30 protein-coding genes are annotated in these 23388 nt (G+C 72.3%); 16 read left to right on the top strand and 14 right to left on the bottom strand.

Annotated elements, in window-relative coordinates:
• Both ETD96_RS15715 and ETD96_RS15710 read left to right on the top strand, forming a co-directional pair.
• Nucleotides 1–422, top strand: a 422-nt coding sequence (locus tag ETD96_RS15715; RefSeq protein ID WP_138637107.1) for a glycosyltransferase, incomplete at its 5' end; no start/stop codon positions are given.
• A complete protein-coding gene (locus ETD96_RS15710) occupies nt 419–1003 on the top strand; it encodes a hypothetical protein (RefSeq protein ID WP_138637105.1) in 585 nt (194 codons plus the stop codon). The genes ETD96_RS15715 and ETD96_RS15710, both read left to right, overlap by 4 nt.
• 4 nt (nt 1004–1007) lie before the next feature.
• Here ETD96_RS15710 and ETD96_RS15705 read toward each other — a convergent pair whose 3' ends face one another.
• Both ETD96_RS15705 and ETD96_RS15700 read right to left on the bottom strand, forming a co-directional pair.
• Nucleotides 1008–1616 carry an acyltransferase gene (locus ETD96_RS15705; RefSeq protein ID WP_138637103.1) on the bottom strand — a complete coding sequence of 203 codons (609 nt, stop codon included), beginning with the start codon at nt 1614–1616 and terminating at the stop codon, nt 1008–1010.
• Nucleotides 1613–3619: a glycosyltransferase family 2 protein gene (locus ETD96_RS15700; protein WP_138637101.1), complete on the bottom strand. Its 2007-nt coding sequence runs from the start codon at nt 3617–3619 to the stop codon at nt 1613–1615. Before ETD96_RS15700 ends, ETD96_RS15705 begins: the two co-directional genes overlap by 4 nt.
• A gap of 268 nt (nt 3620–3887) precedes the next feature.
• On the opposite strand from ETD96_RS15700, the gene ETD96_RS15695 reads away from it, so the two are divergent.
• On the top strand, nt 3888–4298 hold the full coding sequence (locus ETD96_RS15695; protein WP_138637100.1) for a hypothetical protein: 411 nt from the start codon (nt 3888–3890) through the stop codon (nt 4296–4298).
• Here ETD96_RS15695 and ETD96_RS15690 read toward each other — a convergent pair.
• The 5 genes from ETD96_RS15690 to ETD96_RS15670 are packed head-to-tail and all read right to left on the bottom strand — an operon-like array spanning nt 4240 to nt 8333.
• The gene (locus tag ETD96_RS15690; RefSeq protein WP_138637098.1) at nt 4240–5073 is read right to left on the bottom strand and encodes an alpha/beta hydrolase; all 834 of its coding nucleotides are present in this window, start codon (nt 5071–5073) and stop codon (nt 4240–4242) included. The genes ETD96_RS15695 and ETD96_RS15690 overlap by 59 nt on opposite strands.
• The gene (locus ETD96_RS15685; RefSeq protein ID WP_138637095.1) at nt 5073–5918 is read right to left on the bottom strand and encodes a fumarylacetoacetate hydrolase family protein; all 846 of its coding nucleotides are present in this window, start codon (nt 5916–5918) and stop codon (nt 5073–5075) included. The genes ETD96_RS15690 and ETD96_RS15685 overlap by 1 nt, the downstream gene beginning before the upstream one ends.
• Complete coding sequence (locus tag ETD96_RS15680; RefSeq protein ID WP_138637093.1) at nt 5915–6784, bottom strand: fumarylacetoacetate hydrolase family protein; 870 nt, start codon at nt 6782–6784, stop codon at nt 5915–5917. The genes ETD96_RS15685 and ETD96_RS15680 overlap by 4 nt, the downstream gene beginning before the upstream one ends.
• Nucleotides 6784–7572, bottom strand: a complete 789-nt coding sequence (locus ETD96_RS15675; RefSeq protein WP_138637091.1) for an SDR family NAD(P)-dependent oxidoreductase — start codon at nt 7570–7572, stop codon at nt 6784–6786. Before ETD96_RS15675 ends, ETD96_RS15680 begins: the two co-directional genes overlap by 1 nt.
• 8 nt (nt 7573–7580) lie before the next feature.
• A complete protein-coding gene (locus ETD96_RS15670) occupies nt 7581–8333 on the bottom strand; it encodes an SDR family NAD(P)-dependent oxidoreductase (RefSeq protein WP_205719289.1) in 753 nt (250 codons plus the stop codon).
• Between the two features lie 80 nt (nt 8334–8413).
• On the opposite strand from ETD96_RS15670, the gene ETD96_RS15665 reads away from it, so the two are divergent.
• From ETD96_RS15665 to ETD96_RS15655, 3 genes are read left to right on the top strand one after another with little or no spacing between them, the layout of a single operon-like run.
• On the top strand, nt 8414–9193 hold the full coding sequence (locus tag ETD96_RS15665) for an IclR family transcriptional regulator (protein WP_138637089.1): 780 nt from the start codon (nt 8414–8416) through the stop codon (nt 9191–9193).
• Nucleotides 9190–9759: a carboxymuconolactone decarboxylase family protein gene (locus tag ETD96_RS15660; protein ID WP_205719288.1), complete on the top strand. Its 570-nt coding sequence runs from the start codon at nt 9190–9192 to the stop codon at nt 9757–9759. Before ETD96_RS15665 ends, ETD96_RS15660 begins: the two co-directional genes overlap by 4 nt.
• Before the next feature lie 39 nt (nt 9760–9798).
• Nucleotides 9799–10080: a helix-turn-helix domain-containing protein gene (locus ETD96_RS15655; RefSeq protein WP_138637087.1), complete on the top strand. Its 282-nt coding sequence runs from the start codon at nt 9799–9801 to the stop codon at nt 10078–10080.
• A gap of 30 nt (nt 10081–10110) precedes the next feature.
• Here ETD96_RS15655 and ETD96_RS15650 read toward each other — a convergent pair whose 3' ends face one another.
• A complete protein-coding gene (locus ETD96_RS15650) occupies nt 10111–10836 on the bottom strand; it encodes an SDR family oxidoreductase (protein WP_138637086.1) in 726 nt (241 codons plus the stop codon).
• Between the two features lie 82 nt (nt 10837–10918).
• Here ETD96_RS15650 and ETD96_RS15645 point away from each other — a divergent pair, with 82 nt between their 5' ends.
• Nucleotides 10919–11758, top strand: a complete 840-nt coding sequence (locus ETD96_RS15645; protein ID WP_138637084.1) for a LysR family transcriptional regulator — start codon at nt 10919–10921, stop codon at nt 11756–11758.
• Between the two features lie 25 nt (nt 11759–11783).
• On the opposite strand, the gene ETD96_RS15640 is transcribed toward ETD96_RS15645, so the two are convergent.
• From ETD96_RS15640 to ETD96_RS15630, 3 genes are read right to left on the bottom strand one after another with little or no spacing between them, the layout of a single operon-like run.
• The gene (locus tag ETD96_RS15640; RefSeq protein ID WP_138637083.1) at nt 11784–12155 is read right to left on the bottom strand and encodes a hypothetical protein; all 372 of its coding nucleotides are present in this window, start codon (nt 12153–12155) and stop codon (nt 11784–11786) included.
• 11 nt (nt 12156–12166) lie between these two features.
• Nucleotides 12167–12673, bottom strand: coding sequence for an ATP-binding protein (locus tag ETD96_RS15635; protein WP_138637081.1), 507 nt, complete (start codon nt 12671–12673; stop codon nt 12167–12169).
• Nucleotides 12673–12906: a hypothetical protein gene (locus ETD96_RS15630; RefSeq protein WP_138637079.1), complete on the bottom strand. Its 234-nt coding sequence runs from the start codon at nt 12904–12906 to the stop codon at nt 12673–12675. Before ETD96_RS15630 ends, ETD96_RS15635 begins: the two co-directional genes overlap by 1 nt.
• A gap of 197 nt (nt 12907–13103) precedes the next feature.
• On the opposite strand from ETD96_RS15630, the gene ETD96_RS15625 reads away from it, so the two are divergent.
• The gene (locus tag ETD96_RS15625; RefSeq protein WP_338072555.1) at nt 13104–14012 is read left to right on the top strand and encodes a GntR family transcriptional regulator; all 909 of its coding nucleotides are present in this window, start codon (nt 13104–13106) and stop codon (nt 14010–14012) included.
• Nucleotides 14013–14082: 70 nt separating this feature from the next.
• Here ETD96_RS15625 and ETD96_RS15620 read toward each other — a convergent pair whose 3' ends face one another.
• Complete coding sequence (locus ETD96_RS15620; protein ID WP_138637076.1) at nt 14083–14565, bottom strand: MarR family winged helix-turn-helix transcriptional regulator; 483 nt, start codon at nt 14563–14565, stop codon at nt 14083–14085.
• 116 nt (nt 14566–14681) lie between these two features.
• Between ETD96_RS15620 and ETD96_RS15615 the strand changes: the two genes are divergently transcribed.
• The 4 genes from ETD96_RS15615 to ETD96_RS15600 all read left to right on the top strand — a co-directional run bounded on the left by ETD96_RS15615 (nt 14682) and on the right by ETD96_RS15600 (nt 17522).
• Nucleotides 14682–15131, top strand: a complete 450-nt coding sequence (locus ETD96_RS15615) for a DUF6069 family protein (RefSeq protein WP_138637074.1) — start codon at nt 14682–14684, stop codon at nt 15129–15131.
• Between the two features lie 129 nt (nt 15132–15260).
• On the top strand, nt 15261–15668 hold the full coding sequence (locus ETD96_RS15610; protein WP_205719286.1) for a DUF4440 domain-containing protein: 408 nt from the start codon (nt 15261–15263) through the stop codon (nt 15666–15668).
• A 68-nt stretch (nt 15669–15736) separates the two neighbouring features.
• Nucleotides 15737–16738 carry a zinc-binding dehydrogenase gene (locus tag ETD96_RS15605; RefSeq protein WP_138637070.1) on the top strand — a complete coding sequence of 334 codons (1002 nt, stop codon included), beginning with the start codon at nt 15737–15739 and terminating at the stop codon, nt 16736–16738.
• Nucleotides 16739–16766: 28 nt separating this feature from the next.
• Nucleotides 16767–17522 (top strand): aminoglycoside adenylyltransferase family protein, encoded by a 756-nt coding sequence (locus tag ETD96_RS15600; protein WP_138637069.1) that lies wholly within the window; start codon nt 16767–16769, stop codon nt 17520–17522.
• Here ETD96_RS15600 and ETD96_RS15595 read toward each other — a convergent pair.
• Nucleotides 17515–18564 (bottom strand): amidohydrolase family protein, encoded by a 1050-nt coding sequence (locus ETD96_RS15595; protein ID WP_205719284.1) that lies wholly within the window; start codon nt 18562–18564, stop codon nt 17515–17517. The two genes, ETD96_RS15600 and ETD96_RS15595, sit on opposite strands and share 8 nt — an antisense overlap.
• 90 nt (nt 18565–18654) lie before the next feature.
• Here ETD96_RS15595 and ETD96_RS15590 point away from each other — a divergent pair, with 90 nt between their 5' ends.
• Both ETD96_RS15590 and dacB read left to right on the top strand, forming a co-directional pair.
• Nucleotides 18655–19122 (top strand): MarR family winged helix-turn-helix transcriptional regulator, encoded by a 468-nt coding sequence (locus ETD96_RS15590; protein WP_138637068.1) that lies wholly within the window; start codon nt 18655–18657, stop codon nt 19120–19122.
• Between the two features lie 169 nt (nt 19123–19291).
• Nucleotides 19292–20818, top strand: coding sequence for a D-alanyl-D-alanine carboxypeptidase/D-alanyl-D-alanine endopeptidase (dacB, locus tag ETD96_RS15585; RefSeq protein ID WP_138637067.1), 1527 nt, complete (start codon nt 19292–19294; stop codon nt 20816–20818).
• Between the two features lie 10 nt (nt 20819–20828).
• Here dacB and ETD96_RS15580 read toward each other — a convergent pair whose 3' ends face one another.
• Complete coding sequence (locus tag ETD96_RS15580) at nt 20829–21398, bottom strand: hemerythrin domain-containing protein (RefSeq protein ID WP_138637066.1); 570 nt, start codon at nt 21396–21398, stop codon at nt 20829–20831.
• Nucleotides 21399–21602: 204 nt separating this feature from the next.
• Between ETD96_RS15580 and ETD96_RS15575 the strand changes: the two genes are divergently transcribed.
• Nucleotides 21603–22814 (top strand): hypothetical protein, encoded by a 1212-nt coding sequence (locus ETD96_RS15575; protein WP_138637065.1) that lies wholly within the window; start codon nt 21603–21605, stop codon nt 22812–22814.
• A gap of 173 nt (nt 22815–22987) precedes the next feature.
• On the top strand, nt 22988–23388 hold a 401-nt coding region (locus ETD96_RS15570; protein ID WP_205719283.1), incomplete at its 3' end, for a hypothetical protein.

Genomic DNA, 23388 nt, shown 5'->3' with positions numbered 1-23388 from the left:
CGCCGGGAGTGCGCTACCGGGGGCCGGTCTCCAAGACCGACCTCGCCGGCGTCTACCGGGACTCCGACGTCCTGGTGTTCCTCAACGGCGGCGGCCGCTACGTCACCTCCGGGAAGATCTTCGAGTACATGGCGGCGGGACGGCCGATCGTGTCCGTCCACACCCCGGGGTCGGCGGCGGAGGAGCTGCTGCGCGGCTACCCGCTCTGGTTCAACCCGGGCGGGCTCGACCCGGCGGACATCGCCGTGTCGATGGCGGCGGCGGCGAAGGCCGCGGCCGGGCTGGACGGGCCGCAGGTCGCCGAGGCCCGCGAGTACGCGGGCCGCTTCTCCCGGAACGTGACCTTGGAGCCGCTCATCGCGCGGCTCACCGAACTGGCCGCGCGCAGGCGCGGCGTGGCGGGACGGGGTGGTTCTCGGTGAACGGCGACGCGCGGGCTCCGCGGGTGCTCGTCCTGGCCCTGGATCCCCGGCTCGCCATGGATCCGAAGCCGAGCGTCCCCGCCCGGCGCCAGTACAAGCGCATCATCGGCCTGGCCGGCCACTTCGTGGACGAGGAAGGCGCGCAGGTCGACCTGGTGACGGCGGAACCGGACGGCTGGGACGAGCTGGACGGGCGGGTGCGGCTGCACCGGCTCGACCGGGCGGAGGCCCGGCATCCGCTGCCCTGGCTGGAGCACACGATCGTCACGCGGATGCCGCGCGTCATCGTCCGGCCGGTGGCGGGGCTCGGCCGTCCCGGCGCCCGGCTGAACACGGCTCGGACGCGGCTGTCCGTCGGCGTCCACCGGCGGCTGTTCGTGCCGTTCTACCGGCACGTCCGGCCGATGCTGCTGGCCCGGATCGCGCGGCGGCGGGTGCTGCGCGGCCTCGACCCCGCCCGGCTCACCCGCGTCGTCGTGATGGACCGGACGTCGGTTCCGCTCGGCCGCCGGCTGGCCCGCCTGCACCCGGACATCGTCGTGACGACCCGGCAGGACCGGACCCTGGACGCGAAGCCCTGACCGCTCAGGACGCCTCGGTGAGGACGGTCGCGCCGTCGGCGGCGGGCTTCTCGACGTAGCGCTCGCCGGTGCGCGGGCACTCCCACGTCCCGTCCGGGCCCTCGGTCAGGCGTGCCCCGGCCCGGCCGACCCAGCCGATGCGCCGCGCGGGCACGCCCGCGACCAGGCCGAAGTCGGGGACGTCCCGGGTGACGACCGCGCCCGCCGCGACCATCGCCCAGCGGCCGATCCGGACGGGCGCGACGCACACGCTGCGGGCGCCGAGCGAGGCGCCCTCGGCGACGTGCACGCCGACCGCGTCCCAGTCGCCGCCGCGCTTCAGCGTGCCGTCCGGGTCCACCGAGCGGGGCTCCCGGTCGTTGGTGAGGACGACGGCCGGGCCGACGAACACGCCGTCCTCCAGCACGGCGGGCTCGTAGACGAGCGCGTGGTTCTGCAGCTTCACGTTGTCGCCGATCTGGACGCCCGCGCCGACGTAGGCGCCGCGCGACACGATGCAGCCCGAGCCCAGCCGGGCGTTCTCGCGGATCTGGGCGAGGTCCCACACGGTGGTGCCGTCGCCGAGCTTCGCGCTCGGGTCGACCTGGGCGCTCGGCGTGATGCGGGGTGTCATGCGGTGCCCTCCTCAACGTTCTGGTCGATGCCCGGTGCCCTGGGCGGAGACGGTGCCGCCGCCCTGCGCCGCAGCCGCCGCAGCCGCGCCGCGAGCGGCACCGTGACGTGCACGGTCACCGGGTCCAGGTCGAGCCGCACGTGCGCGCGGCGCGGCGGGAGCAGGGACGCGGTCATCGGCCGGAGCGGGCCGCCGCCGTCCGGGACGCGGACCTTCACGGGCCCGCCCACGCCGTCGATCTCGATGGACGCGCGCCAGCGTCCGGGCCGGACGCCGGTGAGCGGCAGGTCGGCGAATCGGCGGTCGGGCCGGCCGGGATCGGTCACCAGCGGGGTGCGGAGGACGCCGTCGTCGCCGGCCCGGCGGAGCAGCACGCTCATCCCCGGCGGCGGGGCGGACGCCAGCACCGGCGGCGGCTCGCACAGCACCCGCAGCCGCCGCCCCGACCGCTGGACCAGCTCGACGCTGCCCAGGTCGGCGACGGTGAGGCCGCCGCCGACGTCCAGCGCGAGCGGGCCGCGCCCGCCGCCGGGACGCGGCCGGACGAGCCGCCACCGGCCCGCCGCCTCGACGAGCCCGGCGCGCGGCACCGCCATCCCGCTCGGCTTGGTCAGCGCGTCGGTCAGCACATGGCCTTCGAGGGCGGCCTCGACACCGAGCGTCCAGCGGCCGTCCGGCCAGGAGGCGGGCGCGGGGCGGAACGCGGCGGTGAAGGCGGTGGCGCCGCCGTCGCCGGCCGGCTCGCCCGGCCGGGTCGTGCACGGGATGCGGTGGCGGACGCCGTCGCCGTTCTCCACGACCAGGTGGACGTCCGGCGTCCCCTGGTCGGCGTCGCGGATCACGACCGTCCCGGTGACCGTCAGGTGGGACCCCTCCCAGGCGATGCCGTCCAGCGCGGACCGCAGCACCGGGACCGTCTCGTAGCAGGCGTCGGGGACGTCCAGGGCGGCGTCCCGGAAGTAGGGGTAGCGGGCGAACGCGCGCCCGGCCTCCAGCAGGACGCTCGGCCGCTCCCCGCTCCGGTGGAAGCGCAGGACCTCTTCCATCTCCTCGGCGAGGCCGTGCTGGACGCAGTGGGCGAGCACCCGGCGGTGCGGTTCGTAGCGGGCCGCCAGCCCCGGCGTGAGCCAGGCGTCGAGCAGCTCACGCGCCCCGGCCAGCGCGGTCGCGCGCTCCTCGGCGGACGCGCCGAGGTAGCCGCGTTCGAGGCGCCCGAACACCTCCAGTTGCAGGAAGCGGTAGTGCAGCCGCTCGCGCGTCTTGCCCGGCTCGGTGTGCGCGGCGACCAGCGCCATCGCCCGCCCCGCGATCTCGTGGACGGCGGCGGTGGGCGCGCCGCCCACCTGCGTGCTGCTGGTGCCGTCCTCCCGGGCGGCCCAGTAGTAGCAGTCGTAGTCGGCGAGGACGGACACCCCGCTCGCGTGCAGGTAGGCGCCGGTGGTGAACAGCTGGTCCTCGTGCGACAGCAGGCCCTCGGTGAACCGCAGCCCCGCCCGCTCGACCAGCGACCGGCGGAACAGCTGGAGCGCGGCGAGCGACATGCGCGGGAACAGGTCGCAGCCGGGGTCGAGGACGTGGGTGCGCTCGATCGTCCGGCCGAACACCCTCGGCACCTTGCGGCCGCCCGTCCCGACCTGCCGGCCGAGCACGATGTCGGTGCCGTTGCGCTCGGCCATCGCCGTCATCCGCTCCAGCGCCTCCGGGCCCAGCCGGTCGTCGGCGTCCAGGAAGAGCACGTACTCGCCGGACGCCCGCTCCAGCCCCCGGTTGCGCGGCGCGCCGGGGCCGCCCGAGTTCGCCTGGTGGACCACCGTCAGCTGCTCGTGGTCGCGGGCGAGGCCGTCCAGCAGCTCGGCGCCGCCGTCGGTGGAGCCGTCGTCCACCGCGATGATCTCGACGCGCCCGGCGGGGAGGCTCTGCGTGAAGACCGACTCCAGCGCCCGGCCCACCGTGCCCCGGCAGTCGTACACCGGCACGATCACACTGACCAGGGGTCGCCTCATGGGCCCTCTACCGTCGGACGCCTTCGGAACGCGTTTACCAGGCAACTCTATGGCGCGGATCCCGCCGTCGTGATCTCCCGGACGGCGCTGCGGGACCTTGCCTTGCACAGTTCACCGGCCGGGCCATGTCCGTTAGCGGTATTGCCACCCGTCCGTTACCGGGGCCGCGAGAACCAGGGAGAAAACCCTGGAGAAAAGGTGCCATCCCGTTGATCCGGCGGCGCGGTATCACCGTGCCATGGTTATGGGCATTGTTCTTCGTCTACTCGTGGCCGCCGGACTCGCGGCCGACGCAGTCGTGCACTGGCGCTTCGCGCCCGACATGGCCCCCGGGCCGAACACCCCGGACGACGTGATCCCCGGGGACGACCTCTTCCGCGCGCAGGCGATCGCCGCGGCCGTCGCCGCCGTCCTGGTGCTGGCGTGGGCGCGGCGATGGACGTACGCGATCGCGTTCCTCGTCGCGGCGAGCGCCGCCGGCGCCGTCCTGCTGTACTACTTCGTCGACTTCGGGCAGCTCGGGCCGATCCCCCGCATGTACGACCCGCAGTGGTACGCCGACAAGACGATCAGCCTGGCCGGTGAACTGGTCGCGGCACTCGCCGCGCTCATCGGCTTCCTCACCGTCCGGCGGGACCGGGAGCCGGCGTCGCCGTCGCGCCAGCTCGGCGTGCGCTGACCTGCCGGGCGCGCCGGGCGCGCTGGGCGAATTCGAGGGACTCCTCGAAGATCGCCGTTACGTCCCGGACGTTCTGCCAGAGGTGGCCGGCGCCGGCCACCGGGCGGTACTCGGCCCGCGCGCCCGCCGCACGGAGGGCCGCGGCCATCCGCTCGCTCTGCGCGCACGGCACCATCCGGTCGGCGGTGCCGTGCCACAGCTGGAACGGCGGGGCGCCGCCGTGGACGTGCGCGACCGGGCTGGCCTCCGCCGCGAGGGACGGCGCGTCCCGCACCGGGGCGCCGAGCAGCAGCGACTCGCGCGAGCCGGGGGCGCCGCCGTCCGGCATCGCGGCCAGGTCGTACACGCCGTGCCAGCCGACCACTGCGGCGATCCCGGGGCCGGTGAGCGCGGCGAGCGCGGCCAGGTGCGCGCCCGCCGACTCGCCCCACGCCACGACCGTCGCGCCGTCGAAGCCGTACTCGCCGCCGTTGCAGCGCAGCCAGCCGACGGCGGAGCGGACGTCCTCCAGCTGCGCGGGGTGGCGCGCCTCGCCCGACAGCCGGTAGTCCGCGGCCGCCACCGCGAACCCGGCGCGGGCGAGGCGCTCGAACGGGGACGGCCGCCATCCGGCGAACGCGTGCCCGAAGTCGCGGCGCGACCCGCGCCGCCAGCCGCCGCCGTGCAGGAACAGCACCACCGGCGCCGGGCCCGCCGCCGCCGGGAGGTACAGGTCCAGCAGCAGCGGCCGGTAGCCGACCCGGTCGGCGTACTCGATGCCCGCGCGGACCTCCATCACGTCCCGCCCGCGACGAACCGCTGGGTGAGGCCGCCCACGCCCTCCAGCCGGCTCACCAGCACCTCGCCCGGGCGGATGAAGCGCTTCGGCGAGCGGGCGTTGCCGACCCCGGCGGGCGTCCCGGTGAACACCAGGTCGCCGGGGAACAGCCGGCAGACCCGCGACAGCCGGACGAGCAGCTCCGGCACGTCGTAGATCATCGAGGAGGTGCGCGCCTCCTGCACCGTCTCCCCGGACAGGCTGCACCAGATCGCCAGGTCGGACGGGTCGGCGAACTCGTCCGGGGTGACGAGCCACGGGCCGGTCGGGCCGAAGTTCGGGTACGACTTGGCCAGGCTGAACTGCGGCTTCGCGCCGGCGAGCTGCGACGTCCGCTCGGACAGGTCCTGGCCGAGCATGATCCCGGCGACGTGGTCCCAGGCGTCCTCGCGGCGGACGGCGGCGGTCTCCCGCGACACCGCCACCACCATCTCGACCTCCCAGTCCACCGTGTCGGACGGCAGCGCGACCTCGCAGACCGGCCCGGCGAGGCAGCTCGGGAACTTCGTGAACGTCACGGGCGCGGTGTCGGGCGGGTACCCGGCCTCGCTGGCGTGCGCCGCGTAGTTGACGCCGATCGCGAACACCTGGCGCGGCCGGGGCACCGGCGGGCCGAGGTCCGCCCGGTCGAACGGCCTGCCCCGCGCCGAGTCGAGCGACGCGGCCCAGGAGCGGAACGCGTCCCAGTCGGCGAACGCCTCCTGCGGGTCGGCGGAGAACCGGCCGTCCGCGGCGTCGGCGACGTCGACCGCGACGTCCCCGACGACGACCGCGGCGCGCCCGGCCAGGTTCGCCAGCCTCACCAGTCGACCCTCTCCGGCGCGGGCTCGCCGTAGGCGTCCTGCCAGGAGACGACCGGGTTGCGCAGCGTCCCGACGCCCTCGATCTCGGCCTCCACGACGTCACCGGGACGCAGGTAGAAGTCGAACGGGTCCGGCTGGACGGCGGCGACGCCCGAGACCGTGCCGGTGGTGATGATGTCGCCCGCGCTGTAGGTCTGCGGCGAGTGGTACGCCACCAGGTGCGGGATCGATACGCGCATCTGCTTGGTGTGCCCCGTCTGCCGGGTCTCGCCGTTCACCCGCAGCTGCATCGCGAGGTTCTGCATGTCGTCGATCTCGTCGGCGGTGACGATCCACGGCCCGATCGGGCAGAACGTGTCGATCGCCTTGCTGAAGGAGAAGACGCCCGACTCCATCTCGCGGCGCTGGATGTCGCGGGCCGTGATGTCGTTGAACACCGTGAACCCCGCGATGTGCTCCAGGGCCTCGTCCGGCCCGAAGAACTTGCCGGGCTTGCCGATGATGACGGCGAGCTCGAGCTCGTAGTCCAGCTCCCGGGTGAGGTGCTCCGGGTAGACGATCGGGTCGTCCGGGCCGATGATCGCGTCCACGTTCTGGAAGAACACGATGCCCTTGTGCACCGGGTGCGACCAGTTGACCGCCTGCAGCTCCTCGTGGTGGTCGGCGAAGTTGCCGGCCGTGTGGAAGAACTTCTTCGGCCGGATGGGCGCGCGGAGCCTCACGTCCGCCAGCTTCAGCCGCTCCCCGGTCTCGGCGGCCGTCCCGCCGCGCTCGAAGAACGCCCGCGTGGACGGGACGTCCAGCTCGATGACGTCGTCGCCGTCCAGCCGGCCGACCCGTCCCTCGTCGAAGGTGATCAGCTTCATCAGGCGCCCACCATGTTGAAGCCGCCGTCGGCGAGCATGTACGCGCCGGTGATGTGGGACGCGTCCTCGGTGGCGAGGAACAGGGCCGTGCCCGCGACCACCTCGGGCGGCGGGATCGTGCCCATCGGCGTCTGCGCGATGAGCTTCTCGCGGCGTCCGGACTTCCAGTCCTCGCGCTCCAGCGTGGCGCCGGTCTCCATGAACCCCGGCGCGAACGTGTTCACGCGGACGGACGGCGCGAACGCCGCCGCGTAGGACTTGGTGATGCCGAGCAGCCCGTACTTAGCGGCCGCGTACTGCGGGGCCCGCGCGCTGCCCCGCACGACCACCGTCGAGCCGATGTTCACGATGCAGCCGTGGCCCTGCTCCAGCATCCGGGAGCCGAACTCGTGCGTCATCAGCAGCGTGCCCTTGACGTCCACGTCGATGACGCGGTCGAGCGACTCCTGCGTCAGCTGCCGCCACGACATCTGCTCGGTCGCCACGTCCCCGACGTTGTTGACGAGCACGTCCAGCGTGCCCGCCTGCGCGAACACCTCGTCGGCGAGCCCGCGGATCGCGTCCCACGACGAGATGTCGGCCTGCACGACGAACGCCTCGCCGCCCGCCTCCCGGACGCGCTCGGCCGTCCGCTCCGCGCCCTGCTTGGAGCTGTTGTAGTGGACGCCGACCCGGGCGCCCTCCTGCGCCGCGCGGACGGCGATCTCGGCGCCGAACCCGGTGCCGGCCCCCGTGACCAGCACCGTCTTCCCGGCGAACCGCGGGAAGATCTTCTGCTCCGTGCTCATGGGTCCTCCTAGACCAGCGTGCGGCCACCGTCGACGTACATGACGTGACCGGTCATGAACGACGCGTGCGGCGAGGAAAGGAACAGGATCGGGCCGACGACCTCGGCCGCCGTGCCCAGCCGCCCGGCGGGGACCAGGCGCACCAGATCATCGCGGACGCCGGGCCGCGCGAGGTACTCGGCGGTGAGCGGCGTCTCGACGTAGCCGGGCGCGACCGCGTTCACCGTCACCCCGTGGGACGCCCACTCGGCCGCCATCACCCGCATCATCTGGTTCATGCCGCCCTTGGACGCGGCGTAGGGCCCGTGCTTCTTGTGCGCCAGATGCCCCGACACCGACGACAGGAAGACCAGCCGCCCGCCACCGGCGTCGATCATGTGCCGGCCGGCCGCCTGCGCCGCGCCGAACGCGGTGGACAGGTTGGTGCGGAGCATGCCGTCCCACTCGTCCTCGGTGAACTCCAGGATCGGCCGCCGGTCGTTGACGCCGACGCAGTGCAGCAGGACGTCCAGGCCGCCCATCGCCTCCACCGCGTGCCGGACGGCGGCGGCTCCCGCGCCCGGCTCGGTCAGGTCGGCGGCGAGCGTGTGCGGCTTCGTCCCGCCGGGGCCCGAGGGCAGGGCGTCGAGCCGCGCGGGGTCGCGGTCGACGGCGGTGACGGCGGCGCCCGCGTCCAGATAGCCGCGGACGCACTCCGCGCCGATCCCGCCCGCGCCGAGCACGAGCACGCGGGAGCCGCGCAGGCCCAGCCAATCGTCCACTTGCGGCCCCTCGCCTCTCTCAGGTACTTTCATTGTGTGAAAGTTAATTTCACGATCCAAGAGTATCGGCGGGACCGGTCATGACGTCAAGCGACCGGTCGCGGTACCACATCGCGGCCCTGGCCAAGGGGCTGCAGGTGCTGAGCCTGTTCGACGGGCCGACGCTCTCCCTGCGCACGAGCGACATCGCCGCCATGACCGGCATCCCGATGCCCACGGCGTTCCGGATCGTCTCCACGCTGGAGGACCTCGGCTACCTGGAGCGGCGGCACGACGGGTCCGTCCAGCCGGGGGTGAAGGTGCTGACGCTCGGCTCGGCGGCGATGCGCGGGTCGAGCCTGGTGCAGCTCAGCGACCGCCCCCTGCGCCTGCTGGCGGAGGCGACCGGCGAGACGGTCAACCTCGGCGTCCTGGTCGAGGACCGCGTCCTGTACCTCGCACGGCTGCGCAACGCCGACCTGGTCACCGCCAACGTGCACGTGGGCTCGACACTGCCCGCGCCCTACACGTCCATGGGCAAGGTGCTACTCGCCTACCTGCCGCAGGACGACCTTGACCGGCGTATCACCGACGCGTCCCTACCACCGGGCGCCGGCCCCAACGCGGTCACCAACATGTCCGCCCTGCGCGCCCAGCTAGAACAGATCCGCCGCGACGGCTACGCGGTACAGGACGAGGAACTAGCGCAGGGCCTCCGCTCGGTCTCGGTCCCGGTGTTCGGCTCAGACGACGCCCCGGCCGCCGCAGTGAACGTCGCCGTCTCCGCGATGCGCCGCTCCAACGCCGACCTGCACGGCGAGATCCTCGACCGCCTGCGCGAGACCGCCGACGACATCAGCACCAGACTGAGGACACATTGAAGGACACCGAAGCCACCGCGCGGCAGCACCCCTTCACACCGGACGAACTGGACGCCGACCGCCTGGCCGTCTACCGGTCGATCACCGAGGGCCCGCGCGCCAAGGGCCCCCGCCTGTTCGACCTCGTCTCGGACTCGGGCGTCCTGGCCGGCCCCTTCAACGAGTTCCTGCTGCGTCCCGCCCTCGGCGACGCCCTGCAACGCCTCGGCGCGGCCATCCGCTACGAGGGAGCGCTCAGCGGACGGTCCCGCGAGATGGCGATCCTGGTCGTGGCCGCCGCCTGGGACAGCGAGTTCGAACGCACCGCCCACGAGGCCGTAGGCCGCGCGGCCGGCCTCACAGAGGAGGAACTGGCCGCCATAGCCGCCAGCGCCCCACTAGCCCTGGCCGACCCGCACGAGGCCGCCGTCCTCCGCCTAACCCGCGCCCTAACGACCGGCGACGTAGACGACGAAACCTGGTCAGCCTGCGTCCCACCCCTGGACCGCGAGACGGTATTCGAACTGACCACCCTCGTCGGCTACTACGCCACCCTCGCCCTCCAAATGCGAACCTTCCGCGTCTAGTCCCGCCGATCATGCGGGCTGGGGTAAGGAGGACACGTGATGAACCATTCCCGGTGGAAGACCCGCCGGACGAAGAGGCTCTTGGGGGAGACGGTCGAGGAGTCGCCGTCCTACGTCGAGGCCGGACGTGCTCTGGCGCTCGGTCAGGCCGTTCATGACCGTCGCGTCGAGCTGGGCATCTCCCAGGCCGAGCTGGCTCGCCGCGCCGGCATGACCCAGTCCCAGATCTGCATCATCGAAGGCGGTGACTCGGTTCCCACCCCGCCGCTCCTCACCCGCCTTGCCGCCGCACTGACCATGCCGCTGGACGCTGTGCGGTAACAACGACCTGTCATCGGGCGCCGTGGCCGGTTACCAGGGGATTTCGCCGTTGTCGTCGTAGAAGGCGCCGGTCGGGCCGTCGTCGGGGAGTCGGGCGAGGCGGATCGCGGTCGCGGCGCCCTGCTCGGGGGTGCGGACGCCGCGGAAGCCGTTGAGGTCGGTCGCGCAGAAGCCGGGGCAGGCGGCGTTGATCAGGATGCCGGTGCCGCGCAGCTCCTTGGCGTACTGGACGGTGACCGCGTTGAGGAACGTCTTCGACGGCGCGTACGCGGCGGAGATCGGGCCCGTCTCCCCGTCGGGCATGGACTGCCGCGTCAGGGAGCCGACCGTGCTCGACATGTTCACGATGCGCGGGGACGCCGACCGGCGCAGCAGCGGCAGCATCGTGTTCGTGACGCGGATGACGCCGATCACGTTGGTCTCCACGGCCGCCCGCATGATCTCGGGAGTCACCCTCGTGGGCTCCTGCGGGCCGCCGCCCGTCACGCCAGCGTTGTTGACGAGGACGTCCAGCCGTCCGGCCCGCTCCTCGATCAGCGCGGCGGCGGCCTGCACGCTCGCGTCGTCGGTGACGTCGAGCGGCACGCCGAAGGCGTCGACGCCCTCCGCCCTCAGCTTCTCGACAGCGGCCTCCCGGCGTGCCTCGTCCCGCGCGCCGACGCCGACGCTCCACCCGAGGGCGCCGAGCCCGGCCGCGATCTCGTAGCCGATTCCCTTGTTCGCGCCGGTGACCAGCGCGATCGTCTGTTCGCTCATGCCCCCATGCTGGACGCGCCCCAGGCCGTCCTTCCAACACCGTTTGGGTGGGCTGCGATACCTCGCGGGTATCGTGGACGCCATGGAGACGCGGGAGCTGCGGTATTTCGTCGCCGTCGCCGAGGAACTGCACTTCGGCCGGGCCGCGGAGCGCCTCGGCATCGCGCAGCCGCCCCTCTCCCGGGCCATCCAGCAGCTCGAACGCCGGCTCGGCGTGACGCTGATCGACCGCACCAACCGCACCATCGCGCTGACCGAACCCGGCCGCGTCCTCCTGCACGAGGGACGCGCCGCACTCGACGCGGTCGCCGCCGCCGACCGCCGCACCCGCCGCGCCGCGCACACCGAGCCCAGCCTGGTTCTCGTCACGAAGGCCGGAGCGACCAGCGAACTGCTGGCGAAGCTGCTCGACGCCTACGCCGCCGAACCCGGCGCGGTCGCCGTCGATGTCCAGCTGTGCGCGCCCGGCGAGCAGGAGCGGCTACTGCGCGACGGCCGGGCCGACGTGGCGCTTCTGCATCTGCCGTTCGACTCGACGGCCGGGTTCGACACCGAGGAGCTGCGGACGGAGGGCCAGGTCGCCGTCCTCCCGGCGGGCCATCCCCTCAGCACCCGGACCCACCTGCACATGGCCGACGTCACCGGGCTGCCCGACCTGCCCCTCCCGCGCTGGCCCCGTGCTGACGGCGTATACCCGGACGGCCCAGGCCCCGAGGTGCATGACCAAGTGCAGCTGCTTCAATTGATCGCGCTAGGCCGCACAGCCGCGATCCTGCCGGAGACGTGCCGCAGCCACCTGCGTGAAGACCTGGTCACTGTGCCCGTCCTGGACGCTCCAAGGGTGACCACTGTGATCGCATGGCCGCCCCACAGCCGCTCCCAGCCCCTGGCCACCTTGATCCGAACCGCCACCGCTCTCTGAGCGTCCAGCGTGGGCCGCGCTCCGGTCAGGCCCACTCCCGCACCGCGAACAGGCGATGCTTCAACAGCGCGTCCAGGGCACCGGCCGCCTCTTTGACGTCCCCGCAGGGGGCGATGAAGCCCACCCGCCAGTCGCCCGCCTCGAAGTAGCCCCACGTTCCACCCGGCAGCGCCCGGACCGTCACCACCGCCCCGATGTCCTCGGCGTGCCCGCTGGCGTACACCCACAACAGCGGCACCGGGAACCGGAACTCGCGCCTGTCGTACAGACCCACGCACCGCCAGCCCAGTGGCATCGCCGCGACCCGCAGCGTCTCCAAACGCCGCACCGCCACGTCATGGTTTCCCAGCGTCCGGGCGTCCAGGACCAGCCGCCACCGGCCGATCGATCTGACCAAATTCCGCGCCCTCATGCGGGCCCCTTCTGAACGCCTGCCGCCCGCCGCGCCACCGACACGCGGGCCCAGACCCATTTTCCGGCCGGGTCGGTCGTCGGGGTCACCCCGCACTCGTCCGCCAGCGCTTGGATGATCGGCACGCCCCGGCCGCCCGTGCTGTCGTCGCGGTCGGAGCCCAGAGCCTCCGCGTCGGGGGCCGCGTCGCCCAGCACCGCCTCCAGGGGACGCTTGCGCACAGGGCTGCGGTCCGAGGGGTCCCACACCGCCAGCAGGACCCCGGCATGCTCCAGTTGGAGCCGCACCCGGATCCGCCCGCCTCGCGCCCCGTGGACCACAGCGTTCGTCACGAGCTCACTGGCGATCAACGTCATGTCGTCGGCCAGCCACGCCAGCCCCCACGACGCCAGGCGCAGTTCGACCAGCGACCGAACCTGCCCGGGAGCCGTCTTCGCCGCCAGAAATTCGGTGTCCAGCTCGTGGGACGTGCTGATGCACCCCCGCACCTCGTGGCCGCTCATCACGACCACTTCGCCACTTGCCGCAGGACCAGCCCGGCGCGTTCGGCCGCCGCCGCCTCGTGACCGACGTCCCCGATCACGTTCCCGCTCTCGCCGCTCCAGCGGAACCGCCGTCCGTCGCACGCGATCACCAGTTCGCGCCGCACCCCGAACGACGCCAGCAGCCTCCTTCCGTGCAGCTCCGTCCGGTATCCCAGCCTGGTGAGCTGTACGGCCAGCTCGGCCAGTGGCATGCCTCTAGCATCTGCTCTGGATCCGGCACCTACCGCCGGGTCTGGGTTCGGCAGTCGGTGGTCTTCGGCCGCCGGGCGGCCGGTCTGGCGGGTCGTGTCTGACATATCCGGGTACTTCTCTCCGAGATCGGCAAGATGATCCCGACGCGATTTGCTTCAACAAATCACGTCCCGGGTTCATGGTGCCGGTAGGCTGCGTGCGCGTCAATAAGATTCAACAAATCCGCCCAACGCGAGGAGCTGAACACGTGGGGTCAGCGCGGTACAACGAGATCGCCGATGACTTGCTCCGACGTATCGATGCAGGTGAGTGGCAGTCTGGCGAGACCCTTCCGCAGATGGAGAAGCTCGCGAGCCACTACGGCGCCAGCCGCAACGCCGTGGCGCGCGCGGTCGGCAAGCTGGCGAGGGAAGGCCGTCTCGTCTCGGTGCCCCGCCGGGGGACCGTTGTCCGGCCCAAACACCGCAAGACCGTCATCCGAACCGACCTCGTCAAGCGCAACAGCCGCCACGCCAGGGACGGCAGGGAGTTCACCGGCGGTTACAGCTTCCCCGCAGCGATGGGCAACGAGCTGTGGGTGCACCATGGCAAGCCGGATGTCGGCATCGCTCCGCTCAACGACCCCCGCCTCGCTCACATGCTGAACGTGCCTGTCGGTGAACCCGTCATGAGACGCCTACGCGTCACCGGCCCCGAGGGTGAACCCGCGTTCCAGATCTCCACGACCTGGATTCATCCGCGCATCACCGCCGAAGTGCCCGAGGTCGAGGAGCCGTACGGCACCGGACCCGGAGCTTGGATCGATGCCATCGAGGCCAAGGGGCATGGGCCTTTGGAGTGGCTTGAGCGCCGACGAGTGCGCATGCCCACCACCGATGAGGCCAAGTCGCTGCTCATCCCCGTCGAACTGCCCGTGTGGGAGATCGTGCGCATCAGCTACAGCGCCAAGGATGAGAACGCGGTCGACGTCACGCAGGTCATCATCGCGGGTGACCGCATGGAGGAAATCTCACGGTTGCGGCGGGACGAGTCGGCCCAGTGGCCCCACCGTGACAGCGGCCCGGACGGCCCTCCCGTGGCCCCCGCCGATGGCGCGCGGGAGTAGCACGCTGCCCGGGTGATCGGCTTTTCGGGGCGCGGCTGACGGCGGCCGGTAGGTAATGGGGTTTCGGGGGTCAGTCGGATTGGGGGTCTGTGCTCGCCGGGCCGGCCAGGAGGCGTGCCAGCAGGTCGCGGAGGTGCTGCTGGTCGGAGCCGGGGAGTTCGAAGAAGGTCCGGGCCAGCGAGTGGGTGCTGGAGCGCAACTCCCGGCGTTTGTGCTCGCCGGCTTCGGTGAGCACTACGTGTTTGACGCGGCGGTCGTCCGGGGCGGGGCGGCGGGTCACCAGGCCGCGGCGTTCCAGGCCGTCGACGATGCCGGTGACGTTCGACGGCTCGCATGACAGCCAGTCGGCCAGCCGGCGCATCGGGGCGGGGCCGGACAGGTTGGTCAGGACGAGCGCCTGGGCCGGGGGAAGGTCGAGCTGTGCCGCGGCGGCGTTGAACTGCGCGCGCAGCCGCCCGGTGACCTCGAAGACCAGGCCGCTCAGCTCGGCCACGACCGCATCCGCATCGCCACCGGTACCGGTTTCGGCGGCGGCGTCGGCATCGGAGCTCATGCGGCCAGCATAGCCGCCGCTTAAGCGGCTGAACTGTTCAGCTCCTGAAGTAAATGCTACGCTCCGGGCCAAAGCTTCAGGAACTGAACTGTGGAGCAGCTGAAGGAGATGTCGTGATGACGCAAGTGAGCGCGAGCGGGCGCGCGGGCCTTCGGAGCACGCGACGTGCACGGGCACTGGCCGTGGCGGGTGCGGTCGCGGCCGCGCTGGCGGTCTGGGCGGTGGGGGAACCGCTGCTGGGCCATGACCTGGTCGTCCAGCAGGAAGGACAAGAGCCGCGGGACCTGGGGGCGGCTGCTATCGGCGTCTTCGCCCTGGTCCCCTCGCTGCTCGGCTGGGCGCTGCTGGCCGCGCTGGAGCGGGTGACGCCGCTGGCGGGCCGGATCTGGACGGCCGCCGCCCTGGCGCTGCTCGCGGTGTCGTTCCTGCCCGTCACCGGCGTGGAGGCCACCGGCGGCAGCAAGGCGGTGCTCGCTCTCGCCCACGTGGCCGTCGGAGCTGTGCTGATCCCCGTCTTCCACCGGACGGCCACGGCCCGCCGCGCCGCCGAGAGGAGCGGGCAATGACGGCGCCCGAGGACGAGATCCTCGACAGCCCCACCCCCTGGGTCACCGACCACATCCGCGCCTACCTCGAAACCGGCGGTTAGACGAACCATGAAGACGCGACCCGCCCTGAACGACCCCGAAGCGCCCGTGAACGCGCAGACGGTCGCAGCCGACTTCGCCGCGATACTGCAGCGGGCCGGTGAGACCCGCGATGCCGACCTCTACGACTCGGCCTTCGCGGCGGACGTGCTGTGGGGCAGTCCCTACGGGGCGACCGTGGCAGGCTACGCCGAACTGAACGCCATCCATCGACGGCTCATGAGGGGGAATGCCGCACCGCCGTCACGGTTCGAGGTGGTCACCGCACTCACCCCCGCGCCCGGCGTGGTGGTGACGCACATCCGCCGGCAGGCGGCCGACACCGGTGGATTCTCCGAGATGGCACTGTACGTCCTCGTCGAACGGGCCGGGCGATGGTGGCTCGCGGCGGCACAGAACACCCCCATCGGCGAACCACCGCCGCAGAACCGAACACGTACCGACGCGGCCCGCTGACGCCCTGGCCGAAGAGGAATGGCAAGGCGGTGGGTGGGGTTGGGGTGGCGCGGAGGGAAGGTGATTCGATGACGTCCTCGCCGTCGAGTATGCGTGCCGTTCGTCTTTCTGCGCCGGGGCCTGTGGACAACCTGCGGGTGGTCACGTTGCCGCTGCCGCCTGAGCGGGACGGGTGGGTGCGCATCCGGGTCGAGGCGTTCGGGCTCAACCGTTCGGAACTGAAGCTTCGGCTGGGGGTGAGCGAGGGTGTCGCCTTTCCTCGCGTGCCGGGTATCGAGGCCGTCGGGACGGTTGACGCGGCGCCGGACGGGAGTGGGCTGAGCGTCGGGCAGAAGGTCGTCGCGATGATGGGCGACATGGGGCGCACCTACGACGGCGGTTATGCCGAGTACACGTCGGTGCCGGTGGCCCAGGTCCTTCCTGTGGACACCGACCTGCCCTGGGAGCTGTTGGGTGCGCTGCCGGAGATGGTGCAGACCGCTTACGGTTCGCTCACCACGGGCTTGGATTTGCAGCCGGGGCAGACCGTACTGATACGTGGGGGGACGTCGTCGGTGGGGCTGGCCGCGGCTGCGCTTGCGGGCTGGCGTGGTGCCACGGTGTTGTCCACCACCCGGCGGGCCGATCGTCTTGCCTTCCTGGCGGAGCGCGGGGTCGACCATCCGCTGCTCGACACCGGCGAGGTCGCGGCGGCCGTCCGTGAGCTCTTTCCGGACGGTGTGGACGCCGCGCTCGATCTCGTCGGGACGCCGACCCTGCCCGACACCCTGCGCGCGGTGCGCGTGCACGGCACGGCCTGCTTCGGCGGCAGTCTCTCCAACGAGTGGACGGTGCGGGACTTCTCGCCGAACGAGTACCTGCCGAGGGGCGTGCGCCTGGCGGGCTACTTCGGCGATGTCGGGGACCTGCCCCGCGAGGTCTTCCAAGAGATCCTCGACGCGGTGGCGGAGGGCCGGCTGAACTTCCCCGTCGATCGCGTCTACGACGGCCTGGAGCAGGTGAGGCAGGCCCACGACGACATGGAGCACAACCGCGCTACGGGCAAGCTCGTCGTCCGCGTGCAGCATTAGAAGCTGTGCAGAGAAAGGGGCGCGTGCGGTGAATCAGCTTCGGGGTGTTGTGGAACTCGCTGAGAGTGTGCTGGGCGGGGACGTCGTCGGCGCCTATCTTCACGGGTCGTCTGTGCTCGGCGGGCTCAAGCCGGCCAGTGATGTGGACGTGCTGGTCGTCTCACGGCGGTCACTGGACGAGCAGGAGCGGCGGGCGCTGCTGGACGGTCTGCTCGGCATCTCCGGCATCAGGGACGACGTCCGGCCGGTCGAGCTCGTCGTGGTCGTCCAGTCCGAGGTGCGGCCTTGGCGCTACCCGCCCGTATGCGACTTCCTGTACGGCGAGTGGCTGCGCGATGAGTACGAGGCGGGGAAGGTCCCCCAGCCGGAGCCGATGCCCGATCTGGCGCTGCTGATCACGATGGTGCTGGCCGGGGACCGTCCATTGATCGGCCCCCGGCCGGGTCAGGTTCTCGCGCCCGTCCCGCACTCCGATCTGGTCCGGGCCAGCGTCGCGGGCATCCCCGAACTGCTCGACGAGCTGGACGACGACACCCGCAACGTCCTGCTGACCTTGGCGCGCATCTGGACGACGCTCGCCACCGGTGAGATCAAGTCGAAGGACGCCGCCGCCGAGTGGGCCCTCGACCGGCTCCCGCCCGAACACCGTCCCGTCCTCGCGCACGCCCGGCGGTTGTATCTCGGCAGCCACTACGCCGACGAGACCTGGACCGAGGCGCTGCGAGGACGGGTGCGTCCGCACGCGGAGTTCGTCCTCGACGAGATCGACCGGTTGGTCACCTGAGGCGGGCGGCCAGCTTCGGCAGGAGGCGGAGGGCGTTGTCCCTGGTGACGGCCTGGTGGGCGCGGCGGCTCAGGGCCGGGTCGCGGTCGAAGTCCCTGGTGTTGAGGGTGACCTCGCGGGCGGAGTTGGCGGGCCAGTCGGTGCCGAACAGGACGCGGTCGGCGCCCACGGCGTTGAGCAGGGTCGGGCTGGCGTACGGGGACGTCGGCAGCGCGGTGTCGTAGTAGAAGCGGCGGAGCGCGGGACGGATCTTCGCCGGGTTCGGGCCGTCGTCCTCGCGGCCCCAGCGTTCGGCGCGGCCCGCCATGTACGGCAGGAACCCGCCGCCGTGGGACAAGATGATCGACACGTTGGGGTGCCGGTCGAGGGTGCCCGCGGCGATGAGACTCAGCGCGGTGCGGGTCGTGTCGAGCAGGAAGTCGGCGAGCCAGTCGCCGACCAGGGGCACCTCGACGATGCCCTTGGGCGCGACCGGGTGGGTGAACACGACCGCGCGGCGGCGGTCGAGTTCGGCGAACAGCGGCTCGAACATCGGGTCGCCGAGGTAGTGGCCGTCGGCGGAGGTGTTGAGCAGGACCCCCTCCGCGCCGAGGTCGTCCAGTGCGTGGGCGGCCTGCTGAATGGCCAGGTCGGGGTGGAGCATCGCGACGTTGGCGAAGAAGCCGAAGCGCGTGGGGTGGTCGTGCACCAGTTCGGCCAGCGACTCGTTGCACGCCCGGACGCCCGAGACGGCGGTCGCGCGGTCCTGGAAGATCTCGGCCGGGACGGGCGCGGACGCGACGCCGGCGGCGATGCCGTTGGCGTTCATGACCCGCAGGGTGCTCTTCAGCGTCCACTGGGCCCAGGCGGGGCCGCCCTCCGGCGGGATGATGCCCTGCTCGACCGCCCATTCCCGCATCTTCGGCGGGACGGCGTGGTGGTGGGTGTCGATCCTGCCGCGGGGAGCCCTGTGCGGGGCGGCGGCCGCCCGGGCCGGGACGGCGGCCATCGCCGCGGTCAGGCCGGTCGCCTGCAGGGCGCGGCGGCGGGTCAGTTCGGGCATGCGCTTCTCCCTCGATGATGCGCCGCCCACCATGTTCTCTAATGAGAAAGTCTCAGATGAGACGATATCAGACCGCCCTATCATGGGTCCATGCTCGACGAGCTGCTCGAACGGATCCTGGCCACGGACGACGACCCCGGCATCCGGCATGTCGGCGTCGGCATGCTCCTGGCGGCCGCGCACAACCGGAGCCGGCAGAGCATGAACGACGAGCTGCGCCCGCTGGGCATCGACGTGCGCCAGTACGCGATGCTGCTCGCCCTGGAGATGTACGGGCCGTCCAGCCAGCGCCGCCTCATCGACCTGACCGGCATCGACAAGTCCACGATGGTGCGCAGCGTGGACGAGCTGGAGCGCGCCGACCTGGTCCGCCGCGAGCGGATCCCGGAGGACCGGCGCGCCTACGCGATCACACTGACTCGAACCGGAACGCAGACCCTTGCCCGCGCCCGCCGCGTCGGCGCCGACGTCGGCGAGCGCCTCTTCGGGCGGCTGGCCGCCGATGAGCGCGACCAGCTCGTCGCCCTGCTGCGCAAGATCAGCGAATACGCCGGCTGACTGATCAGTGGCCGCGCACGCGCACCTGCGCCGTCAGATAGGGCGGCGCTCGCGTGGCGCTGATGCGCGGGCTCGCTTCTTGCCGACGTCTCAGTGCCACCGGGCGCGGCCGCGAGTCCCACGGGTGTCGGGTCCTTGACGGCGGGCGACGGGGGCTTACGCTCGGCTCATGCTCGGTCACCATGCGCGGATCCCGTCGGTCCTGATCGCCGGAGTCGTGGCGCTCACCGCGCCCGCCGTCCCTGCGCGGGCGGCCGCACCGGGCGACCTGCGCACCGACCTCGACGCCATCCTCGCCGACCCTCGGCTCGACGGCGCCGCCGTCGGCGTGGTGGTGCGCGACGCCCGCAGCGGCGCGGTCCGGTACGCGCGCGGCGCCGGCACGCCCGTGCTGCCCGCCTCGAACCTGAAGCTCTACACCTCCAGCGCGGCGCTGTCGCTGCTCGGCACCGGGTACCGGTTCCGGACGAGCGTGCACGCCACCGCCGTGTCCGGTTCGTCCGTCAAGGGGAATCTGTACCTGAAGGGGACCGGTGACCCGACGACGCGGGCCGCCGACTACGACCGGCTGGCCGCCGAGGTCGCCGCGAAGGGCGTCCGGCGGGTGGAGGGCGACCTGGTCGCCGACGACACCTGGTTCGACGCCGTCCGGACCCCGTCCCACTGGGACCCGGACGACCTGCAGTACTACTACGCCGCGCCGATCTCCGCACTGACGGTCTCACCGAACGACGACTTCGACGCCGGGACGGTCGACGTGTCGGTGCGGCCCGGCGCGGTGGGCAAGCCCGTCCGGGTCGGGCTCAGCCCCGCCACCGGCACCGTCAAGATCGCCAACAGGGCGGTGACGGGACGGGCCGGCTCGCCGTCCACGCTGGAGATCGACCGTGCCGTCGGGAGCGACACCATCGTGGTGAGCGGCTCGTATCCGGCGGATGCCGCGCCCCTCACCGAGCTGCGGACGGTCAGGAAGCCGACCCTGTACGCGGCGGACGTCTTCCGGCGGGCGCTGCGGGCCCACGGCGTCCAGGTGAAGGGCGACGTCGAGCGCGGCCGGACGCCCGCGGGCGCCGCCGTGCTCGCGTCCCGCGCGTCCATGCCGCTGTCGCGGCTGATGGTCCCGTTCCTCAAGCTCAGCAACAACATGATCGCCGAGATCCTGGTGAAGGCGATCGGGCGGAAGGCCGCGGGCCAGGGCAGCTGGGACGCGGGGCTCCCGGTGATCGAGCGGTACGCGCGCTCCCTCGGCGTCCCGTCCGACCGGCTGGAGATGGCCGACGGGTCGGGGCTGTCCCGGCGCGACCGCACCACCGCCGGGGACGTGAGCACCCTCCTCGAACGGGTGCGGACGGCGCCGTGGTTCCCGGCCTGGTACCGGGCGCTGCCGGTCGCCGGCGACCCCGACCGGACGGCCGGCGGCACCCTCGCCTCGCGCATGCGCGGCACGCCCGCCGCCGGGAACGTGCACGCCAAGACCGGCACCCTGACCGGCGCCACGGCGCTGTCGGGCTACGTGACCGGCCCCGCCGGGCGCCCGCTGGTCTTCTCGGTGATCCTCAACGGCTACGCGGGCGGCGCGCCCAAGGACGTCGAGGACCGGATCGCCGTCCGCCTCGCCGGCGGCACCCCGCCGCCCGCACGGCGGCGCTCCGGCACGGGCCAGCGGCTCGAATGCTCGTGGGCCGGGAGCTGCTGAGCGCCGTGCGTCAGCCCTTGCGGGCGTCGCGGATCATGTCGCGGACGCGGTCCACCACGGCCGCCATCGGGCCGACCAGCATGTTCTTGGCCGCCGACTCGGTGCCCGGACGCGGATGCGTCGGCGCGGTCGCCTCGGCCGCGCGGACGGCGGCGGCGAAGCCCTTGAGCTGCGCGGGGCTGAACTGGACCTTGAGCCGGTCGAACTCGTAGCGCTCCTCGGCGCGGGCGTGCGTCAGCACGTCCATGCGCAGCTTGTCGAGCGACTTCATGAACCGCGGGTCGTCGAGGGACATGCCGTCCAGCTCGGCGAGCAGCTCCTTGGCCTCGCGCTCCTCGGCGAGCCGGTCGTCCACGATCCCGTCGCCGCCCGGCAGGCTCCGCGCCGCCGGGTGGACGATCTCCTCCTCGGCCGTCTCGTGGATCGCCAGCAGCCGCACCAGCTGCCGGAACGCCTCCTCGCGGGCGCTCCCCTCGCTGTGCATCACCTCGTCGAACAGGTCCCTGATCCGGCCGTGCTGGGCGCGCAGCAGGTCGACGACGTCCTCGGTGGTCTCGGCATCGGCGGGTGTGGTCTGCATCTGTCTTCCCCGGTCCCTCGGTGGACGGCCGCCCGGACGGCGGCCGGTCCGGTGCGGGTACCCCCGGCCGGGCCCGGTAAGCGGCTCGCGGCGAAGCCTGGGCAAAGAATTGTCGGGAGACGGGGAGAGCCGTGCGGAACCGGATCGCGCGGGTAGGGGCCGACCGCCGGACCATCCGAAGCATCCGCAGGAAAGGTGAGCCCCTTGGCCTTCAACCCGCTCGAACACCGCGGCATCCCGCTGGACGACCAGCTGCGCAACTGGGCGCAGCTCGACGTCGCCCCGATCGACCCCGACGAGTCCGATCCCTACACCAAGTGCCGCATCATCACGATGAACGGCATCGAGGTGGAGGCGATCATGTTCAGCCACCACTTCGCCCGGGTCTGCCCCGACATCGAGGTCAAGCAGCAGCTCGCGAGCGTCCGCTACATCGAGGCGCAGCAGCAGAAGGTCGTCAACTGGCTGCTGCCCGGCCAGGCGTCGGTGCTGGAGACGACCCTGTCCTACGAGCAGGTCGCCGTCGACCTGACCGGCTGGGTCGCCCGCATGGAGCCCGACCCCTACCTCAAGCAGTCGTACAACTTCGGGCTGCTGGAGGACTTCGACCACCTGTACCGGTACGCGAACCTGTACGAGATCATCGAGCACCGCAAGGCCGAGAAGGTCATCGACCAGCTCACCGAGGTCATGCCGGGACGGCCCGGCTACCAGCAGCACCGCGACCCGGTCGACAACGTCCGGCAGCCCTACGACCGCGAGGCCGCCGCGCCGATCTCCAAGCTGCACGCGCTGACCATCATGTCGGCCGAGCAGCAGACGATGAACTTCTACATGAACATGGGCCCGCTCTACATGGAGCCGATCGCCCGGCAGCTCTACCAGGAGATCGGGCTGGTGGAGGAGGAGCACGTCACGCACTACGAGTCGCTGGTCGACCCGGGCGAGACGTGGTGGGAGCGCCTCGTCAACCACGAGTACAACGAGTGCTACCTGTACTACTCCTTCATGCAGACCGAGACCGACCCGCGGATCAAGAACATCTGGGAGCTCCACCTGAACATGGAGCTGGAGCACCTGCGGATCGCGTGCGACCTGATGCGCCGCCACGACGGCCGCGACCCCGAGTCGGTGCTGGCGCCGGCGCTGCCCGAACCGGTCACGTTCGAGCCGAACAAGGAGCTGGTCCGCGAACTGCTCGCCACCCAGATCGACTGGACGACGCTCGGCACCGGCTTCGTCCAGGAGGCGCACCAGCGGTTCGAGGCGTACCAGGACAGGATCAACGCCGAGCGGGGCGCGCAGGAGCGCGTCATCGACGAGCACCGCGACAAGTTCGGCGACGAGTACCGGCTGGAGACCGAGGGCCCGCACCCCGTCCAGCGGCTCCGCGACAAGCCCGCTCCGCGTCCCTGACCGCGCCTGACCAACTCCGATCCACCCTGACCGCCCCTGGCCGCGGGAACGGCCGTACTCTGGCGCATGGGCGCCGGCAGACCGGGCACATGACGCAACGACCCGTGTTCCGGCCCGGGCCCATCGGCCGGGAGGGTCACCGGCCTGGAGCATGTTCATGATCGGAGAGGCACATGAGCACCGTTCCCGCGCCCGCCATTCCGGAGCCGGCGCTGCACATCGGCCGCTGGCAGCTGCCGGGCGGGCGGACCGCGGCGGGCAACGTCCGGGGCATCGTCCGGGGCGCGCTGCAGTCGTGGGGTCTCGGCCCTGCCGCGGGGAGCCTCAGCGACCGCGTGGCGCCGCTGGTCCAGGACGTCGTCGCGCGGGCCGCGACCCGCTGCCGCGGCCCGCTCGTCCTGCGGCTGGAACTGCACCAGCCGGCCCGGCTGCTGCTGGGTGAGATCCACGACTCCGCCGCCGACCGGTCCGGCCCCGGAGCGCATCTCGCCGCGATCGCGGTCACCTACGGCAGGCGGCTCGGCCGCGGCGGCTCGGCCGCCTGGTACACGCACGCCTTCGTGTGGCCGACCGC

The sequence above is a fragment of the Actinomadura geliboluensis genome, from assembly GCF_005889745.1.
GTDB classification, from domain to species: domain Bacteria; phylum Actinomycetota; class Actinomycetes; order Streptosporangiales; family Streptosporangiaceae; genus Spirillospora; species Spirillospora geliboluensis.
This window is presented reverse-complemented; position numbering and strand designations above follow the sequence as displayed.

What these genes read in the sequence shown, in the direction of transcription:
- ETD96_RS15705 (WP_138637103.1), bottom strand. Translation starts at nt 1,616, where the DNA reads ATGACACCCCGCATCACGCCGAGCGCCCAGGTCGACCCGAGCGCGAAG.
- ETD96_RS15700 (WP_138637101.1), bottom strand. Translation starts at nt 3,619, where the DNA reads ATGAGGCGACCCCTGGTCAGTGTGATCGTGCCGGTGTACGACTGCCGG.
- ETD96_RS15690 (WP_138637098.1), bottom strand. Translation starts at nt 5,073, where the DNA reads ATGGAGGTCCGCGCGGGCATCGAGTACGCCGACCGGGTCGGCTACCGG.
- ETD96_RS15680 (WP_138637093.1), bottom strand. Translation starts at nt 6,784, where the DNA reads ATGAAGCTGATCACCTTCGACGAGGGACGGGTCGGCCGGCTGGACGGC.
- ETD96_RS15675 (WP_138637091.1), bottom strand. Translation starts at nt 7,572, where the DNA reads ATGAGCACGGAGCAGAAGATCTTCCCGCGGTTCGCCGGGAAGACGGTG.
- ETD96_RS15665 (WP_138637089.1), top strand. Translation starts at nt 8,414, where the DNA reads ATGACGTCAAGCGACCGGTCGCGGTACCACATCGCGGCCCTGGCCAAG.
- ETD96_RS15655 (WP_138637087.1), top strand. Translation starts at nt 9,799, where the DNA reads ATGAACCATTCCCGGTGGAAGACCCGCCGGACGAAGAGGCTCTTGGGG.
- ETD96_RS15650 (WP_138637086.1), bottom strand. Translation starts at nt 10,836, where the DNA reads ATGAGCGAACAGACGATCGCGCTGGTCACCGGCGCGAACAAGGGAATC.
- ETD96_RS15645 (WP_138637084.1), top strand. Translation starts at nt 10,919, where the DNA reads ATGGAGACGCGGGAGCTGCGGTATTTCGTCGCCGTCGCCGAGGAACTG.
- ETD96_RS15635 (WP_138637081.1), bottom strand. Translation starts at nt 12,673, where the DNA reads ATGAGCGGCCACGAGGTGCGGGGGTGCATCAGCACGTCCCACGAGCTG.
- ETD96_RS15630 (WP_138637079.1), bottom strand. Translation starts at nt 12,906, where the DNA reads ATGCCACTGGCCGAGCTGGCCGTACAGCTCACCAGGCTGGGATACCGG.
- ETD96_RS15620 (WP_138637076.1), bottom strand. Translation starts at nt 14,565, where the DNA reads ATGAGCTCCGATGCCGACGCCGCCGCCGAAACCGGTACCGGTGGCGAT.
- ETD96_RS15615 (WP_138637074.1), top strand. Translation starts at nt 14,682, where the DNA reads ATGACGCAAGTGAGCGCGAGCGGGCGCGCGGGCCTTCGGAGCACGCGA.
- ETD96_RS15605 (WP_138637070.1), top strand. Translation starts at nt 15,737, where the DNA reads ATGACGTCCTCGCCGTCGAGTATGCGTGCCGTTCGTCTTTCTGCGCCG.
- ETD96_RS15595 (WP_205719284.1), bottom strand. Translation starts at nt 18,564, where the DNA reads ATGCCCGAACTGACCCGCCGCCGCGCCCTGCAGGCGACCGGCCTGACC.
- ETD96_RS15590 (WP_138637068.1), top strand. Translation starts at nt 18,655, where the DNA reads ATGCTCGACGAGCTGCTCGAACGGATCCTGGCCACGGACGACGACCCC.
- dacB (WP_138637067.1), top strand. Translation starts at nt 19,292, where the DNA reads ATGCTCGGTCACCATGCGCGGATCCCGTCGGTCCTGATCGCCGGAGTC.
- ETD96_RS15580 (WP_138637066.1), bottom strand. Translation starts at nt 21,398, where the DNA reads ATGCAGACCACACCCGCCGATGCCGAGACCACCGAGGACGTCGTCGAC.